We start from the raw sequence: 17,443 nt of genomic DNA, 5'->3' as shown, positions 1-17,443 counted from the left end.
GAGAAAAATCCTTTTCCGGTGAATGGGCCTACAGCGGGGGAAATGGGGGCGACTGGGATCAAATGGTGAGTATACGAGGAGAAAAATCCTTTTCCGGTGAATGGGCCTACAGCGGGGGAAATGGGGGCGACTGGGATCAAATGGTGAGTATACGAAGAAAAAAATCCTTTTCCTGTGAATGGGGCTACAGCGGGGGAAATGGGTGCGACTGAGATCAAATAGTGAGAATACGAAGAAAAAAATCCTTTTCCGGTGAATGGGCCTACACCGGAAAAGGGCTCCTGGGATCAAATAGGGAGCAAAGTATAGCGATAAGGCCGAAGCCTCACCAAAAGCTATTTGGTTTTATGACCTAGGCCTTTGTTCATGGCGCGAAGGAGTGAACCGTCATCTTGGGTTATTTCCCAAGAGAAGATACCGCCGTAGCCTTGGTCAAGGACGAATTTACCTTTAGCTTCGATTGAGCGAGGGTCATCAAAACTGATAAATGCGCCAGTGTTCTTGTTGTAAACGTAAGGAGCTTCAGCTTCTTCGTCATAGCCGTATTGGTAACCATTTTGGTCAACAAACTTTTTCATAATATCTTTATAAGAGAAGTAACCAGGCTCTCCTGAGCCATCGGTATGGGCTTTGCCTTCTGTTCCGCTTTCTGGGAATTGTTCAGGCTTATCCCATTTTGCACCTTCCCAGCCGCGACCGTAGAAGGCCGCGCCTACCACTAGCTTCTCTTTAGGGACACCCGCGTTTTCTAGGGTTTTAAGCATGTTGTCTACGCCCATGCCCCACAATGTATCTTTCGTCGCGTGTAGGTTGGTTAAATGGCCAACCTGAGGGCCCCAACCGCCAAAGAAATCGTAAGTCATGGCATATACATGTGTCATGTATTGTTGCGCTTCAGCAAAGTTGATAGCCGCCACCTTACTTACCGAGCCGTTTACCGCCGCAGACAGCTCATATTCACGACCGGTTTTTTTGCTTAATTTATCTAACTCGGCACGAAGCTCTTTCATTAACAGGGTGAAAACTTCACGTTCATGGGCTTTTTCTTCCTCGGTAAGGGAGTTGCCACGCCAGCTTACGTGTGAATTATCTTCGCCACCAGGGTATTCCCAGTCGATATCAATGCCGCCAAAGAAATCATATTTAGCAATGAGCTCAACTGCTGTTTTAACGAAGGTTTTACGACCTTCCTCTGACTTAGCCATAGCGCGGAATGGCTCTGACATGGTCCAACCACCAAAAGATGGCAGAATCACTAGGTCTGGGTTTTGCTGGTGGATTTTTTTAAGTTCACCAAAGTGACCATAGTATTCTTGCGGTTCGGGTTTTTTATCAAAACGAACGTCAAGTGCGGCTTCACTGTCAACGATAGTGGCTGTAAAAGGTTCTTTCCCTTTACAGTTTTCTTCAATCATTTTCTTGAGGCCATCATTCACATAAGTGTGTGGAGCACACATAGATAAAAAAGCGTAAATGACATGGGTAAGGTTTTTCACTGGCATATTGCGTACGGTATATATATCACCTTGCAGTTTCCAGTCTGGGAAATAACTGGCAACAACTTTACCAGAGGTATTTGGCATAACCTTGTAAGGCTTGGCTTTTGGTGCTTGTACATAACGATGATTTTCACTGGCATCAGCCGCTGCATTGGCTGTGGTTGCCGCTAGAAACAAGCTGCTGAGTAACGATAGTTTAAATGTGTTCATTCGTTTCGCCTTCCTTATCAACATCATCCAAATAATGATGTAGCCATGTTGTCAGATAGCGACGATGAATAATAGCTGCAAACCTTAACCACTTCACAAACAGAAGTTTAATTACTTTATAAACATAGGTTTACAGTGGTTTTGTCGATAGCTGTTTCTCACCGATAGATCACCAATCAGATGCTTTTGTGAGCGCGATAACTACTTTCAACTCGTGCGTGGAATTGATCTTTGTTTTGAGCGTTTATTGCACTGTTCATCGGTTCTGTTATGGCGGGAATTTCCCATGAAAACAGCCTGTAATATCTATGAAATGAAATGTTTTTATCTTAAGTAACAAATCGTTAGGTTGTTATTGATGAGTGGGTGAAATGTTGTATTGATCATTTCACAATGTTGAAATATGCAACTTTAATGAGGGGCCCTCACTCTTTTTGCTTTTACTCGTGAGGCTCATATCTTAGGTAGATTTGAGGAGGAGAGGGTGTAGATATTTATCTGTAGTGATTTATAAGGTGGATTATTGGTAAGTTCAGGTTTGGTTTATACCCCAGTAACTTCAAGATACTTGTTCAGCGAGAGTTTGTTGCTTGACTGGCAAGGCTCTAAACCCTGCATCTCGAGGTTGTTTGGGGGGCATATATCTAATGAGCTTTTAGGTGGTGTGATTTATCCGCTCACACGGAATTAAGATTTAATTGTCAGTAATAAAAAACGGAAGCTAATGCTTCCGTTTGATTTGTGTATCAGTGTAATTATAGCTTTTTCCAAGGCCCCCATTGCGCGACACCAGGCTCTTCTCCTTGGGTCCACCATTTCGCTTCATATTGGTTGCCTTTATAGCTGACTCTGTCACCAGACAAATAAATGCGGGTAGCTAGCCAAGAATCTTGCGGTGGCAGACTTGGCTCAACTGTTGGCTCTAAACTTGGTTCAACAGTCGGAGCGATTGTTGGCTCTACTGTTGGTGCAATAGTAGGAGCAACAGTCGGATCAATTGTTGGCTCTACTGTAGGAGTTACAGTTGGCTCTGCTGTAGGGGTTACAGTTGGAGCAATTGTTGGTTCAACACCTGAAATTAATTCCCATGGGCCCCATTGAGTAGAGCCAGGCTCAGTTCCTTGGTTCCACCACTTCGCTTCATACGTATTGCCATTGTGGATAACGATATCACCGGATAAGTAAACCGATGATGCGCTCCACGCATCGCTGGGCTCAACACTTGGCGTTACTGTAGGTGTAACCGATGGAGTAACAGTGGGAGTTACTGTAGGGGTAACACTTGGCTCAACTGTTGGTTCAACAGCTGTGCCGCACTCACCTGTACTTAGGTTATTGATAACCTCATCCATTGCAGTTAACAGAGAGTATTGGTTAGGGGCATCTTGAGTGAGCTCCCAGTTCATAATACCGCCTGCTTGAGCAAGGGCCAGTCTCGTTTTCTCTTTAATTAATGGAATGCCGTTGTAATGACCACCACCTGATAAATCGCGGCAAGCTGCACTTGGGTCGGCAGCTACGATATCACGGTATTTCTGCCAAGTAGGGCGTGCATAGAAAGGTACACCAAGCACTATTTTTTCTTTTGCTAAGCCACGGCCAGCCCAGTAATTGATTGACTCGACTGCAACTTGGTATGTGGAGTGGTTAGTATTGTTTGCGTCGTAAGCCATTAAGTTAAGAAAATCAATGTCTTCAAATACTTCTGTTTCAACGCCTGCACCGGTATTACCATAGGCAACGACTGCAGCAGTTAAAAATTTACCTTGTGGTTTAAGGGCTTTACTTAACTCGTCCATTAATAGCGTGTAGCGCTTTGCACTTTGACCTGGATCGGGGTATTCCCAGTCCATATCAACACCGTCTAAATCGTATTGGTTGATGAATGCCATTACATTGCTGATAAAGTTGGCACGCGCTGTAGGATCGGCTGAGAGTGTTTCAAAGGCTGAGTCGTTACCGCCATTCCAGCCACCGATTGCAATACCTACTTTTACATTTTCAGCGTGGGCGCGACTGACTAAATCGATTAATGTTTGTGGTGCATCAATTGGCTTTAAAGAGCCGTCAGCATTAGGTAAAAGGAATGAGTAGTTAATGTGGGTTAGTTTTTCGTACTGCACTTCCGCAGTTGATCCCTGCCAAGAAGGGAAATAGCCAACTACTTTGAAGTCTGCTGCACTGGCTGCAACTTGTGCTGATGCGCCAAAAATAGAGGCAAACGCGACCGCTTGCGCTAACTTTTTTAATTTCATAATAACGTTCCTTGTTATGTTGTGTTTCTTAGCAATCCGTGCCAAGAACGCCATCATTACAGAAACTGTGGAATTTGTGAACACCTGATACTTAATCGATAGTGGTTTTGTGCGTAAGCTCGGATTTTTCCTCCTCACTACTTAAGTCGATTAAGTTAAATAAACCAATGCGGAAAATGTAGTTTCAGCACAGGAATATATGGGCGTGCGATAGGCAGCCTCTGGCCCTCAATTTCAACTTCGTACTTCAGTTTAGTTAACTGATGCACCTTAGTGACCTTTTTCGGATTGATTAGCCAAGACCGATGGATTTGCAGTAACACATCATCGTCAAAATATAACTTGATGGTTTTCAAGCGTAAAGTCAGGTAGATCGCGTCTTTTGTGTTGGGTAAGTAAATACCGCTGTAGCCTTTCTCCGCTTTAATATAAAGGATTTTATCTTTACGAGAAGCTATCTCATACAGCTCTGACAGCAGTTGTGGCTCTTTGGTTATTTCATGTAGCTGGCGTCGAACCATTTGGATCTGCGTGACCAAACTATGGAAGTAGTAAACATCTTCCTCTGTTAGTGGTTCCTTGCTGTATAGCTCGAAACAAAACTCGCCTAAATCGGGATGAGCGATAGTCACGCTATCTTGTTGCTCCGTTTCTTGACCCTCGTTACTGTGTATCACGCTATCGCCTTGATACACTTTAACGATAGGTTGCTTCGGATCATGAATGAACACCTCAAATGCTTCTTTGATGAGCTCATTAATGTCCCTTAACTTACAAGCCTGAGAAGAAAAAGCCTGTAAGGTTTGCAATCGTTCATTCGCTGCTTCCAGTTGAGTTCTTTTCTGAACTTCTGGTTGATGAGGATCCGCAGGCAATATTTTTACTTTCGGTAGCGACTCTATCGGAGGTGTGTTGGCACTTTGTAATGATAAGTAGCAACTGTGTTGTGTGGCGCTAGCGTCGAAAGTAATCTCGGCACAAATCGCACTTACACATTGTTTAATTAGAGATATGTTTGGCATTTGTGCAGGGCTAACTAGAGGTGGTCGGCCTTCTGTCAACATACTGATCTGGTAGTAGCCTTGGCTGGCTTTGGCATCAAATATGACAGACTTACCTTTGTCACAGTTATCAACAGCCCAAGATACTAAGGTAATAAGTAATTTTTGTAGATATACAGGATCCGCAATCACAGTAAGGTCATCTGTGATTGCTTTGGCTGTTACTGAAACATCTTTATTCTTAATATAGGGCGTTAATATATTAAGGCTAACATTTAATATCTCCCTAAAACTTACTGGCTCTAACTCAGCGGTTCGGGGGTTGTGAGACAATGTGGTGTCATGTAATAAGCTGTGGATTAAATGGTTTATCTCAAGTCCTGTTTGGCCAATTTGTTGTAACTTAGCCTGACTCTCATCTGCGAGTAACCCTTGGTGTTGCTTAATACGTTGCGATAATGCCGCAATGCCTTGAAGAGGGGTATTAAGTTGTTGTAGCTGTGATTTTAACTGCAGGTATTGTTCACGATCTTTTACGTCTGCTTCTTCCTCTTTGTAATGTCTATACTTGATTCTAATGAGCAATAAGATCATTAGTAATGAGAAGCCTGTGGTCAATAAAATCCGATTTTTATAATTGGCATAGAATAGCTTGGCTTGAAATAAAATGGCTTGCCAAGGGTAGAAAGCTGCGTAAGTTTGTCTAATTAAAGAATCTTTGCCTTTAAGATCATTGTGAATTTGCCTAATGGCGATACCAGCTAAGTTAAGTTGCTCTATGTAAGTAACTTTTTCAGCGAGGGAGTCTTGACTTTCATAGCTAACAAAGTGACCTCCATTTTTTTCTGGGTTGTAAATCCAAGCCGATTTAGCGCTGTTATCCCAACCTTTTTGATACTGAGGATTATCAAGAAAGCCAATCAAGTGGCCGCGATTGTATAAACCTGTACGACCTGAGCTGGTGGTATCCCAACTTCCCCAACTTATTTCTCCAGCATGGGTATAAAGCCCTTTGTCGTCACTTGGCACTTGGTCCCACGCAGTGGCAAAACTGGCGATATTCACGACTACTTTTTCCGCTGGTGCGCCCTCATTTAAAATAGCTCGCACCGCTAAGTTAACTGAATTGGCTTCTGTTTTAAGCGAAGTAAGTCTCTGCTGAGTACTTTCAGATAAATAGAGCGGGGTGATGTGGTTGGCTATCTTCGCCTCTTCCCAGTAACCATGCATGTAAGCAGTTGATAAACTGATTAAATCTAAGTAGCGACTGGCTTCCTTTACCTCCCAGTTCTGTTCGTAACCAATTGCAGCTGAGATAGTGCTAATTAATAAGTATTTTCGACGATCTTTCTGACCTTCTAAGTAAAGCTGTTCGTCTAGCTCTTCAAGTAAGAGAGTAAAATTTTTCTTATCTGCCGCTAAACCGTGCTGTTTAGCGCGTTGGGTCTTAACTGGAAAGTTCCAATCAATTTCAATGCCATCAAATTGATAGCGTTTCATAAACTCGGTTGCTGACTTAGCAAAGTCATGTCGTAATTCAGGGTCTGCTGCTATGTTTGAATAATGTTCAGATCGGCCCCAGCCACCAATAGAGATAATGGTCTTAATATGGGGATGACGCTTTTTAAGGCTCACCATCTGACCAAAGTTGCCACTAAAAGGTATGCTTTCGTCAGCGTCAGGATATTGTAAATTTAAATCTGCATATTCATCACCAACTTCTACAGTTCCTTCGGAATCAAATTTTGCACTTTGGTAAACCAAGTGCGTAACTTGGCCTACTGGAACATCCTTGATGTGATAATTAGGGCTATAGATCCCCCACTGCTTGTAATAAGCAATAATCGCTTTAGGTTCAGCTGCTTGAACACAGCTGAACAACAAATTGCCAAGAACAATGAACATGACCCACAAAGAACGCATGATGACTTGCTGCTTCCTTAAATTAATAGCTTGTAGAGTAACCGTTTTTATTTTTATATGCGCATTAAAGACTAGCAGTCAGTCATAAGCAATTACCTATTCAGTCTGCTGTGATCTTCATATCGAAAAGTAAGTGGATTGTGGGCATTTCTGGCGGGAGTATGAAAGTTGGTGGCGATGCTATCTCTATTATTAACTAAGCTCAAGCGTCCCTAGTATTTATAGTCGCTGTTAGGTAGCACTTATGGCATTTACACATCAACTATTATTGCGAGTTGAAAGTATTGGTTTATGTTATTTAGTCGCTTGTTCACCTAAAATGGGTATTAATTACTATCTTAGGGTTTAGTTATGGTATTTGCGCATCCAGTTTCTGCTTTGCGATACTGGCAAGAGCATGCTTCCGAGCAGGTTTTTCTTCGCCAGCCTCAAGGCGATATTTTTATAGAACACACTTGGGCTGAAGTGGCCGATGAAGCACGTCGCATTGCCAGTGCATTAAAGGCAATGGGCTTTGAGCCGGGTGAGCGAATTGCGATACTGGCGAAAAATAGCGCTCATTGGTTTATTGCTGATTTTGCGATTATGTTAGCTGGCTATGTTAGTGTGCCCATTTATGCCAGCGCCAGCAGTGAAACCATTCACTATGTGTTAAAGCACAGTGAAACGAGGGCGATTTTTGTCGGTGCGTTAGATCACTGGGCAGACCAAGAAAAGGGGATTGAGAGTGATGTGGTGCGTATTGCCATGGTCACAGAAACGATGCCAGCTGCGTTGCAATGGTCGCAGTTAGTAAAAAACAACCAACCTATTCCGTACCCCGATGCACTCGATCCCAATGCTAAGATGAGCATTGTTTATACCTCTGGCAGTACAGGAGAGCCAAAAGGGGTAGTGATGAGTTTTGCTGGTTATGCTAAAGCGTCGTACCATTTAATCGAGCAGCTAGATATACAAGGCTGTGAACGAACTGTGTCTTACTTGCCTTTGGCGCATATTACCGAGCGTGTATATATTCAAGGTACGGCGTTATTTTCGGGTTCAATTAGTGTCTCATTTGTCGAATCGTTAGCGCGATTTAATGCTAACCTGCAAGCTATTAAGCCTACCTTGTTTTTATCTGTTCCGCGCTTGTGGTTGAAGTTTCAGCAAGGAATTTGGCAGAAAATGCCACCGAAAAAACTCGATTTTTTACTTAAAGTGCCTTTTCTTAATCGCATCGTGAAAAACAAAATTAAGGTGGCTCTAGGCCTAGAAGAAGCTCGCTTATTGGGTTGTGGCTCTGCTGCGGTTTCTACGGAATTGCTGCGTTGGTATGCTCGGTTAGACATTAACATTTGCCAAGCGTGGGGGATGTCGGAAACATTAGCTTATGGCACCCTAAATGTCCCCTTTAACTCAAAACACATTGATTCAGTTGGACGTACCGGTAGCGCTGCAGAAATTAAAGTCTCCGAGCAAGGTGAATTACTGTTTAAAAGTGATGCTATGCTCACGAAATATTATTTACAACCTGAATTGACAAGGCAGCTATATACTAAGGATGGCTTTATTCACACAGGGGATAAGGCCGAAGTTGATGATGAGGGCTTCGTACGTATCACTGGTCGCCTAAAAGACATGTTTAAAACAGCCAAGGGTAAATATGTCATGCCAGTACCTATTGAAGCCAAGTTTGAAGATTCTTCCTTAGTGGAACAAGTTTGTGTGGCTGGTGATGGTTTAGCACAGCCAGTGGTTTTATTGATTTTGTCAGAATTAGCTAAAGAAATGGATAAAGTTACATTGGGGAAAAAATTAGCTGAGCTGCTGGAGCATATTAATGAGCGTTTAGAGTCTCACGAGCGGTTAGCTCATTTACTTATTTTAAGTGATGCGTGGACACCTGAGAATGGCTTGTTAACACCAACGCTCAAGATCCGTCGCCATAAACTAGAAGCAAAGTATAAAGCGCTCTTTACACAGGCTGATGAACAAATAGCTTGGTATTAAAGCTAATGGGACTTAACTTACTTTGTTAAGTCCTGATCTCTCTGGTGAAGTAGCTAAGCTATTTCTTCAACTTCGACTCTTAAATCACTGGATAGCCTTTCAAGCTCTTCCACCAGAAATTCAGTGCCCATATCCACTGGCACCATTAAGCTAAGCTCAGCAATGAATACTGTTGTACCTAAGCCTATAACGCCGAAGCGATGGTTTTCCATGTGTTCAATGGCGACCCCTTTACTGTCTAAAAAATGCGCTATATCGCTAATAATCCCAGGTCTATCATTAGCTTCAATTTTTAGATTAAGCTGCGCGCATTCAGTGATAGTCACTAGTTTCACATCAGAAGTGCTGACGTGAAAATTAGGAATACTGTTAAAATCTGCCTTTAACGCGGATAAATTTTCATTGGGTATATCAATTTTTATGATGCCTGCTATCTGGCCTTCAAGGCGGCTTATCTTACTATCTAGCCAGCGACCTTCGAGTGCGTGAGTTTTTCCTGCTAGCAACTTGAGTAAATCGGGACGATCTTCGCCGGCAATTGTGGCCATAAATTGTGTATTCATCATTTCCCCCTTCGGGCTAGAAGTATAAAAGCAACTACTACTTTTTGGTTAGTTGATGTATCAACAGTAGCAATTATTTCATCGGCAGTTCGTGATCTTCTTCACTTAACCCATTGATGAAAAAGAATTAACTGAGGCTGATTTAATTATAGTCGATATCTTTACGATTAATCCTTTTGCTCGCTTTCTATCGAATAGATAAATTTTATTTTTATATTTCAACATGTTGAATTTGTTAATTTGGTGTTTATTTGTGTCAATTTCGTTAACTAGCTTTGGTTGAGAGGATTTTCGATGCTAGATCTGAATAAGGGGTTACAGCGAGGACTTAATTATGGGCAAGATGACATCAACGAAAATAACCTATTGGCTCGTCGCAGTTTGTTGCTACCTGCCAATTTTTGCGCTAGCTGAAAATGGGCAGCTAAAAACCATTCCGATCCAAGCTCAAATGCTTTCGGGTAATCGACTTGGCACCGATGTGAAGCAAGAGGTGATGGTTTATTTACCTCCGTCTTACCGAGCTAAACACACTAAAATATACCCTGTGATGTACTGGCTACTCGATTTTAATCAGAGTATTTATGAGTTGAGAAAAATTCAACCCGTACTGGATAAGTGGTTCAGCCAAAGTAACCACAGTGAGTTTGTATTAGTCGCGGTGTCGGGGACGAATGACTTCGGAGGGAGCTTTTATCTTAATTCAAGTTTAACGGGGGACTGGCAAGACTACCTTCTGTTCGACTTACAAGCTCAGGTGCAAAGACAAATCAGGGTAAGTCACTCACCGAATGAAGCGGCATGGCTTGGCTTTGGAATGGGTGGGTTGGCGGTACTGAATTTGGGGCTACAGTTTCCCTCTAATGTTCAGCACTTCGCTGCATTTAGCCCTATGGTGTTGCAAAATAAGCAGCTAAAGCAATCGATTTCGCGTATTCCTAGGCCTATCCTCAATGCTTATTCCGCTGCAGTTAGCCCAGTAGAGGGTGAGCTATACGGACAAATACCACAATTTACCGATACGGAAGAAGATGTGTCAATGCAGCAGGCTTGGTATACAGGCATGGGGGATTGGAACAACAAACTTGCCATCTATTTTCGAGAGTATCCGCAGTCCGACATATTTTTGGCTTGTGGGGGCAGTGTCGCGGCTGACTTTAGTCAGGGCTGTGAAGGGCTACATCAATTATTTAATGAGCATTATTTATCACATGATTTTGAGAATGCGACGGCTAGTTGGCAAACACAGATGGAGCAAGTGGCGTTGCCTTGGCTACAACGTAATTTAGGGCGCTAATTAACTCGAACCTTAGTTAGCTAAATGAATTTATGCTTGCTGCATAAATGTTTCCATACGTTTCCTGTTTACCCTCCTGAAAATGACCTTTTGCCGTACAGCATACTTTATTTGGCTACGATAGACGGAAACGGATCTCTGGCTCATTAAGCTTTTAGACTGATTTTGGCCATCTTAGTAATAAAATTGTCATATAACTTGAAAAAAATAAATTTGGGAATATAATCCCAAATATGAATGAAATACGTGAAATAGCCCTTAAAAAGGCACTACTAATGATCCTGAGACCACTGGTGCGCATTCTACTGCGTAACGGTGTCGTGTTTAGTGTATTCAGTGAGTTAGTAAAAAAGGTTTATGTAGACGTTGCGTTTGATGAACATGGTGAAAGTGGTAAAAAGCAAACGCTCTCTCGTGTCGCTGCTCTCACTGGTTTAACGCGTAAAGAAACTAAACGTCTGCATGATCTCAAGCAACCATTAAATAATGTTACTGGGAATAAGTATAATCGGGCCTCCCGGGTTATTAGTGGTTGGTTGAATGACGCTGAGTTTTCAGATGCACCTTTACACCCTTCTATCCTGTCAGTTGAAGGTGACAGAGGTTCATTTGCCGCACTCGTTAAGCGATATAGTGGTGATATCCCCACCAAAGCTATGTTGGATGTGCTTAACGCGGCGGGCAACGTTGTTATTTCAGAACGCGGTGTTATGTTGGTACAGCACGCCTTTGTCCCGCAAGCAGATGAAATAGCAAAATTGTCAATTCTTGGCGCGGATACCGCTGAGCTGATCAGCACTTTAAATCACAACCTTGTTTGTGATGCTGATCAGCTCTGGTTCCAAAGAAAAGTATCGAATTCATTAATTCAGGCTAAAGATCTGCCTCTGTTCCAAGCGTATGCCGCTGAGCATTCTCAAGCATTGTTAGAACAATTTAACCTGTGGCTCGGCGAACAGGAAATCCCAGAAGGTGAAGATGAATCAGATTGTCATTATGTCAGTCTGGGAATTTATTATTACCAGAATAAATTAGGAAATCAGGATGATGAAGTTAAGTAACCTGGCGGTTGGTTTAGGTGCCCTAGTGATAGGGTCAACACTCGTGGCTTGTGGTGGTGGTTCGACAGCGAATCGTGGCGGTGGCATTGGCGGTACGGGGGTTGCGTTAAGTAATAACTATTCAGGCGTTATCAGCGGCTTTGGTAGTATCTACGTAAATGGTGTCAGATTTAACACCGATAACAGCCAGTTCTTTGTCAATGGCAAATTGGTGAATGAATCAGCGCTTGCCATGGGTATGCTAGTTCGTGTTGAAGGTGATGCCGAAGGCGAATCGGGCACGGCCAATAAAGTCTATTTTGATGCGGGTATTAAAGGCCCTGTTAGTGGCAACATCCAGATAGTAGGACGTAATCAAATCATGATCCCAGTGATGGGAGTGACCGCTGTTGTTGACAGCCAGGCAACGGAATTTGCAGAGGTGACATTTGAACAGTTGCAACAAAACGCCGATTTACTTAAACCCGGCAGCATGATTGAGCTAAGTGGTTTCTATAATGCACAAGGCCAATTCCAAGTGAGTTATTTTGAGCTTGAAGCTGCCCCTTTTGTTGCCAATGTGTCTGAAGTTCAAATGATCGGTAATGTGACAAACCTAAGCGATACTCAGTTCTCCTTAGTTGTCAGTGATGGCGTGGCTCCATTCACAATCAGTCTAGCGACCGCCAACTCTGATGGGGAGCTTGCTGAAGGTGAGCGAGTGAAAGTGGAAGGGACACTAAATACGATTGATAGCCAAGATATTTTAGCCTTAGAAATTGATTCTTTAACACCTTCAGAGCAACAGGAAGTTGAGCTACAAGGCTTAATTTCAGCGTTAGACAGTCAAACTAGTTTTACTTTAAATGGTATAACGGTTGATGCCAGTGCCGTTCAGCTTGAATCTGAGTTAAGTGTGGATTTGTTAGTTGAAGTTGAAGGTGTGATGGTAAACAAAGTGCTAGTGGCTGAATCCATTGAGGTGTTACGTCGCAAAGATGAGCAAGAGGTGAGTCTGTCAACACGGGTTGAAAGTGTAGATCTTGACGCTCAAACGCTCAGCTTATCTGCCTTTGGTCAGCCGATTAGTGTCGTTGTTAATAAGCGTACCAAATGGGACGATGATCGTGACGATGTACGTCGCTTTAACCTAGAAGATATTGCGGTAGGTGATTATCTTGAACTCGATTTATTTGAATCTGACTCGCAATGGGTTGCCGAAGAGGTGGAGCGGGAAGAAAGTGAAGCCGATGTGATGCTTGAAGTTGAGTTAGCATCAGCTCATTTAGATGCTGCTAATCAACAAGTCAATGTCGCTGGTTTCACTCTTAGTTTGACCGCTGAAACCGATATTGAAGGTGGTATGTCTGTGGCTGATTTTTTCACCAAGGCAGCACAGCTTGATGAGGTGGTACTTATTGATACTAATGGCGATCAGCAAATAGACAAGATTTTACTCGACGATTAGTTCCATACCCTTGAATCACTGTCTACTCAGTGTTTGTTTGGCGAGCCTCGGCTCGCCTTTTTTTACGTCATGGCTTCACTAATGGTCATTAGTACTGGCGGTTATGCACCGCATACAGTGCACCAATTAAGTCAGATTGAGTGATGATGCCACATAACTTTTGCTGCGCATCAAGTACCGGAATATGGTGCAAGCCTATGTCTGATAGCAAAGGAACCAGAGCCACAATATGATCACTATCTTTGACCACAGTTACGTTCGTCACCATTAAGTCTTGCACCCGATTTTGAATTTCATCGTTATGTTTACGCTTAATTAATAGCGCATTTAAATGACGCAACAGGCCCGCGTAGCTGGGTACAGTTAGCTGCTTTAAAAAATCGGTACTGGAAATGACTCCTAGCAATTCTTGTTCTGAATTTATTACTGGCAACATACTAATTTTATGTTTTTGCAGTAATTTCCATGCCGTGCCTAAAGAAGCGTCTTGGTTTATGGTGATTAAATCTTGCGACATGATATCGCGACTTAGTATTTCCCCGCAGCGCTTTTGGTATGCATGCAGTTGAGCTTGTTGATAAATCTGTTCTAAATCCTGCTCACTAATATCGACAACAGAATCAAAGCTGTTAATGGCATGCATTAAGTCGTCAGTTTGCAGGCCTAATCGTTTAAGTGGAGTATGATCTTGATGTAAGTGTATGGGGTCATATTGCTTCACTAACTTAGCGGAGGCGCGCTGTAAAACGAAGCGATTAAGCAATATGCTCACCGCAGAAAATACTACTAAGTTAATTGCCACTGAAGTAATAATGGTGTAATTAACTCCACCACTTTGACTGGCGATCACCGGCACTAGCGCGGTGGCGGCCGCAGGCGGATGGATGCACTGAAAAATGTACATCAGCATCAATATTGCCGCTACCGTGAACCCTGCCATCAGAGCAAAATCATGCACAACATACGTCATCCCAAGCCCGACCAAACAGGCAAGGCTATGACTTGCCATAAAATTCCAGGTTTTGGCCAACGGACTGCTGGGCAAAGCAAAAATAATGACCGCCGATGCCCCCATTGAAGCTAATAGTACCGTTGCAGCTTGGGGGTCTTGAAGCGATAAGCTAACCCAAGTGACCAAAAACAAGGTAATAAATGCAGCAATAGCCACTTTAACACGCTCTAGCAGTGGAATACCTATTGTGCTTTGGCTGTCTTTAGGCTGGATACCCAGCAGTGCTAGTAAACGGAAAAACCATTTTTGACCATGGGGGAGTTGTGATGGCATATATTTAGTATCAATCATGGCAACAAGAAAGGCAGCATAATGGATCTTTGATCTTGCTGCCAATAATGAGGCTATTTTTTATATCATTAACAACGCCCATCAAGGTGCGTTGATGAAAAGGGGCCGATTAATCAGCCCCTTTGGTCTGGTTGTGGCGTTGTGTTATTGGGTGAGTTGTACCTCTCGCAATAGTGGAAAGGCTTGATTAACACAATCGCGTGTCACTACAAACCCCGTCAGCTTTTGCTCGGAATTGTAAGCCTTTGCCGTTAACCCTTGGGTGGTAAAATTGACTTGCCAGTTTGACGTTGCGCTAAAGTGACCACCCAGCTGGATTGGGTAGTTAGGCGTTTTAACCTTCACCATCATGGCGGGTAGATTAAGCTCTGCTGGCTCACTTAACAATTGTTTGGCTAAGATGTTGGCACTGAGCACGATAGGCTGTAAAAAGGACATGACCTTGCCATCAATTTCGGCACAATCACCCAGCGCATAAATGTCCGCAACAGAGGTTTTTAACTGTTTGTCGACGAGTACACCGACGTTTACGGCTATGCCTGCTTGTTTCGCTAAACGAGTGTTAGGGCTCAGGCCCGCCGCTGAAATAATGCAGTCCACTTCATGTATTCGGCCTTGAGCCGTGCTTACCACTAAACCACTTGGGTTTCTGTTAATGGCCGTCACGTGGCTAGTGAACTCCATCTTTACCCCCTCTTTGAGTAGCTGTTGTTCAAGGGATGAGGCGACAAAATGAGGCATTAAGTTGGCGAGCATATGTGAGTGTGTTTCTACGATACGCACTTGCTTACCCGCAGCAATGAGATCCATTGCTAACTCCACGCCGATTAATCCACCTCCCATAATCAGAATTCGTTCACTTTGCGCAATGCGTTGTTGTGCGTCGCGATATTCTTGCAAACTATTCAGCGTCAGCACATCAGCTGCCGCGTTGCCCGCAACCGTGGGGATAAAAGTTTGGGCCCCAGTTGCTAAAACCAGCTTGCTATAGGGGTAGCGTTGACCGCTGGCCAACACACAGCGAGCTTGAGTATCAATACTTTCAACACGGGTGTGGGGTACCAAGGAAACTTGATACTGCTCTGAAAACAGTGCGCCGCTTAGCGCCACTAAGTCGTTCGCACTTTGATTGCGCGTAAATACATGGCTCAAATCTGGTTTGTTGTACTCATCTCCTGCGTCAGTGGTGATCACTTGAATGGCGATATCAGATTGCTGGCGGCGCAGTGTTTTAATGAGCTGATAAGCGGCAAAACCACTGCCAATAATAATTAATGGTGCGCTCATTAAGCTGCCTCCTCAGCTTTCTTTTGACATGCCACAAATACTTCCTTACCCAAATTGCATTCAGGGCAAAGGAAGTAATCAGGGACTTCAGGCCAAGGTGTGCCGGGCTCAATGCCTTGATTGCTTTCACCTACTAAGGGATCGTAAATCCAATTACATACGGTGCAAATCATCTCTTGAGAATTACCCTGCTGTTGAACGGGCTCGGTTATTACGGTGGTTGATGGGGCTGGCGCTGCTGATTGCGCACTCATGGGCGGTTGCAGTGTGTTGTTTTGTAAGGCCCAATTTTTTGCTACTTGACGACCATGTTCACGACAGGCTTGCATGGCTTTACCGTCTGGACGCCATTTTGTTTTTAGGCTTAACGCTGTTTCAAAGCCGGCATCGGTTAAGCGTGCGTGGATCCGATCAACTGCGCCACCATTCCAACCATAACTGCCAAAAGCGGCGGCTTTTTTAGCTTTAAATCTTAATCCTGTGATCTCTTCCAGCATGCCCGCAATTTTAGGCATCATGACGTTATTCATGGTTGATGAGCCAACAAAAATACCTTTTGAACGAAACACATTAGCAAGAATGTCATTCTTATCGTGTTTTGAAACGTTAAATACTTTTACCGCAACTTTTGGATCGACATCATGGATCCCCTGTGCAATGGCATCGGCCATCATTCGGGTGTTATTTGACATGGAGTCATAGAAAATAGTGATGCGATCTTCCGCATAATTATCGGCCCATGCTAAGTACTGATGAATTATTTGGGTGGGGTTGTCGCGCCAAACAATGCCATGGGACGTGGCAATCATGTCTACGGGAACATTGAAACTCAGTACTTCTTTAATTTTAGCGGTTACTAAGCTGCTGAAGGGGGTAAGGATATTTGAGTAATAACGCAAGCATTGATCGAATAGTTCATTTTGATCAACTTCATCATTAAATAAATGCTCATCACAATAGTGCTGGCCAAAAGCGTCATTACTAAAGAGTACCGCGTCGCCTGTTAGGTAAGTCATCATGCTATCAGGCCAATGCAACATGGGGGCCTCAATAAAGATAAGCTTCTTGCCGTTACCGATATCAAGGGTATCACCAGTTTTTACGGTGTTAAAATTCCATTCAGGGTGGTGGTGATGCCCCACAATTGAATCAATGGCGGCTTCGGTACAGTAAATAGGGGTATTTGGAATTTTTTCCATGAGGGCTGAAAGCGCACCGGAATGATCTTCTTCAGCGTGATTTATCACAATAAAATCGATTTTCTTTAAATCAATTTCTAGCGCAAGATTTTGTAAAAATTGGTGGCTAAAACGATGATCTACCGTATCAATTAGTACGGTTTTTTCTTCTCTAATGAGGTAGCTATTATAACTGGTTCCTTTGGTCATTTTGTATTCGGTGCCGTGAAAATCTTGTACTTCCCAATCGCGTTGGCCGACCCAATGAATGTTATTTTTTACGTGGATGGTCATGGTTTGCTCCTGCTATAGTTTAAAGATAAATTAATAAATTCAACCTATGCATTGCAGGCGCCATGCCAAGTCGTATCTTGCTGTTTATGTTGTATTTATTTTTTGCATAGTTATTAATTGTGTTATTTTGACA

Annotated in this window: 12 protein-coding genes; 5 read left to right on the top strand and 7 right to left on the bottom strand. The window is 43.2% G+C overall.

Annotation, left to right across the window (positions count from 1 at the left end; all coding sequences use genetic code 11):
* On the top strand, positions 1-212 hold a 212-nt coding region (locus tag Q4519_RS19405), incomplete at its 5' end, for a hypothetical protein (protein ID WP_303515178.1).
* A gap of 123 nt (positions 213-335) precedes the next feature.
* Here the strand turns inward: Q4519_RS19405 and Q4519_RS19400 are convergent.
* The 3 genes from Q4519_RS19400 to Q4519_RS19390 all read right to left on the bottom strand — a co-directional run bounded on the left by Q4519_RS19400 (position 336) and on the right by Q4519_RS19390 (position 6,888).
* Positions 336-1,709, bottom strand: a complete 1,374-nt coding sequence (locus Q4519_RS19400) for a glycoside hydrolase family 18 protein (protein WP_232803744.1) — start codon at positions 1,707-1,709, stop codon at positions 336-338.
* A 755-nt stretch (positions 1,710-2,464) separates the two neighbouring features.
* Entirely contained in the window at positions 2,465-3,964 is a 1,500-nt protein-coding gene (locus Q4519_RS19395; protein WP_303515175.1) for a glycosyl hydrolase family 18 protein, read from the bottom strand.
* A gap of 155 nt (positions 3,965-4,119) precedes the next feature.
* The gene (locus tag Q4519_RS19390; protein WP_303515172.1) at positions 4,120-6,888 is read right to left on the bottom strand and encodes a glycosyl hydrolase family 18 protein; all 2,769 of its coding nucleotides are present in this window, start codon (positions 6,886-6,888) and stop codon (positions 4,120-4,122) included.
* Positions 6,889-7,239: 351 nt separating this feature from the next.
* Between Q4519_RS19390 and Q4519_RS19385 the strand changes: the two genes are divergently transcribed.
* Positions 7,240-8,880, top strand: a complete 1,641-nt coding sequence (locus tag Q4519_RS19385; RefSeq protein WP_303515168.1) for an AMP-binding protein — start codon at positions 7,240-7,242, stop codon at positions 8,878-8,880.
* A 53-nt stretch (positions 8,881-8,933) separates the two neighbouring features.
* On the opposite strand, the gene Q4519_RS19380 is transcribed toward Q4519_RS19385, so the two are convergent.
* Positions 8,934-9,443, bottom strand: a complete 510-nt coding sequence (locus Q4519_RS19380; RefSeq protein ID WP_303515164.1) for a glycine cleavage system protein R — start codon at positions 9,441-9,443, stop codon at positions 8,934-8,936.
* 334 nt (positions 9,444-9,777) lie between these two features.
* Between Q4519_RS19380 and Q4519_RS19375 the strand changes: the two genes are divergently transcribed.
* From Q4519_RS19375 to Q4519_RS19365, 3 genes are all read left to right on the top strand, one after another.
* Entirely contained in the window at positions 9,778-10,740 is a 963-nt protein-coding gene (locus tag Q4519_RS19375; protein ID WP_303515162.1) for an alpha/beta hydrolase-fold protein, read from the top strand.
* A 233-nt stretch (positions 10,741-10,973) separates the two neighbouring features.
* Positions 10,974-11,801, top strand: coding sequence for a DUF6502 family protein (locus Q4519_RS19370; RefSeq protein WP_303515159.1), 828 nt, complete (start codon positions 10,974-10,976; stop codon positions 11,799-11,801).
* The gene (locus tag Q4519_RS19365; RefSeq protein WP_303515156.1) at positions 11,788-13,248 is read left to right on the top strand and encodes a DUF5666 domain-containing protein; all 1,461 of its coding nucleotides are present in this window, start codon (positions 11,788-11,790) and stop codon (positions 13,246-13,248) included. The genes Q4519_RS19370 and Q4519_RS19365 overlap by 14 nt, the downstream gene beginning before the upstream one ends.
* An 88-nt stretch (positions 13,249-13,336) precedes the next feature.
* Here the strand turns inward: Q4519_RS19365 and Q4519_RS19360 are convergent, their stop codons facing one another.
* From Q4519_RS19360 to norV, 3 genes are all read right to left on the bottom strand, one after another.
* Positions 13,337-14,596: a CBS domain-containing protein gene (locus Q4519_RS19360; protein ID WP_303515153.1), complete on the bottom strand. Its 1,260-nt coding sequence runs from the start codon at positions 14,594-14,596 to the stop codon at positions 13,337-13,339.
* 99 nt (positions 14,597-14,695) lie between these two features.
* Positions 14,696-15,838, bottom strand: a complete 1,143-nt coding sequence (gene norW / locus Q4519_RS19355; RefSeq protein WP_303515150.1) for an NADH:flavorubredoxin reductase NorW — start codon at positions 15,836-15,838, stop codon at positions 14,696-14,698.
* On the bottom strand, positions 15,838-17,310 hold the full coding sequence (gene norV / locus Q4519_RS19350; protein WP_303515147.1) for an anaerobic nitric oxide reductase flavorubredoxin: 1,473 nt from the start codon (positions 17,308-17,310) through the stop codon (positions 15,838-15,840). Before norV ends, norW begins: the two co-directional genes overlap by 1 nt.
* Positions 17,311-17,443: the final 133 nt, after the last annotated feature.

It is taken from the genome of Motilimonas sp. 1_MG-2023 (genome assembly GCF_030547455.1).
Classification (GTDB): Bacteria; Pseudomonadota; Gammaproteobacteria; order Enterobacterales; family CBDFNC01; genus Motilimonas.
Note: the sequence above shows the minus strand (reverse complement) of the source record. Positions and strands in the feature narration are given on the sequence as shown.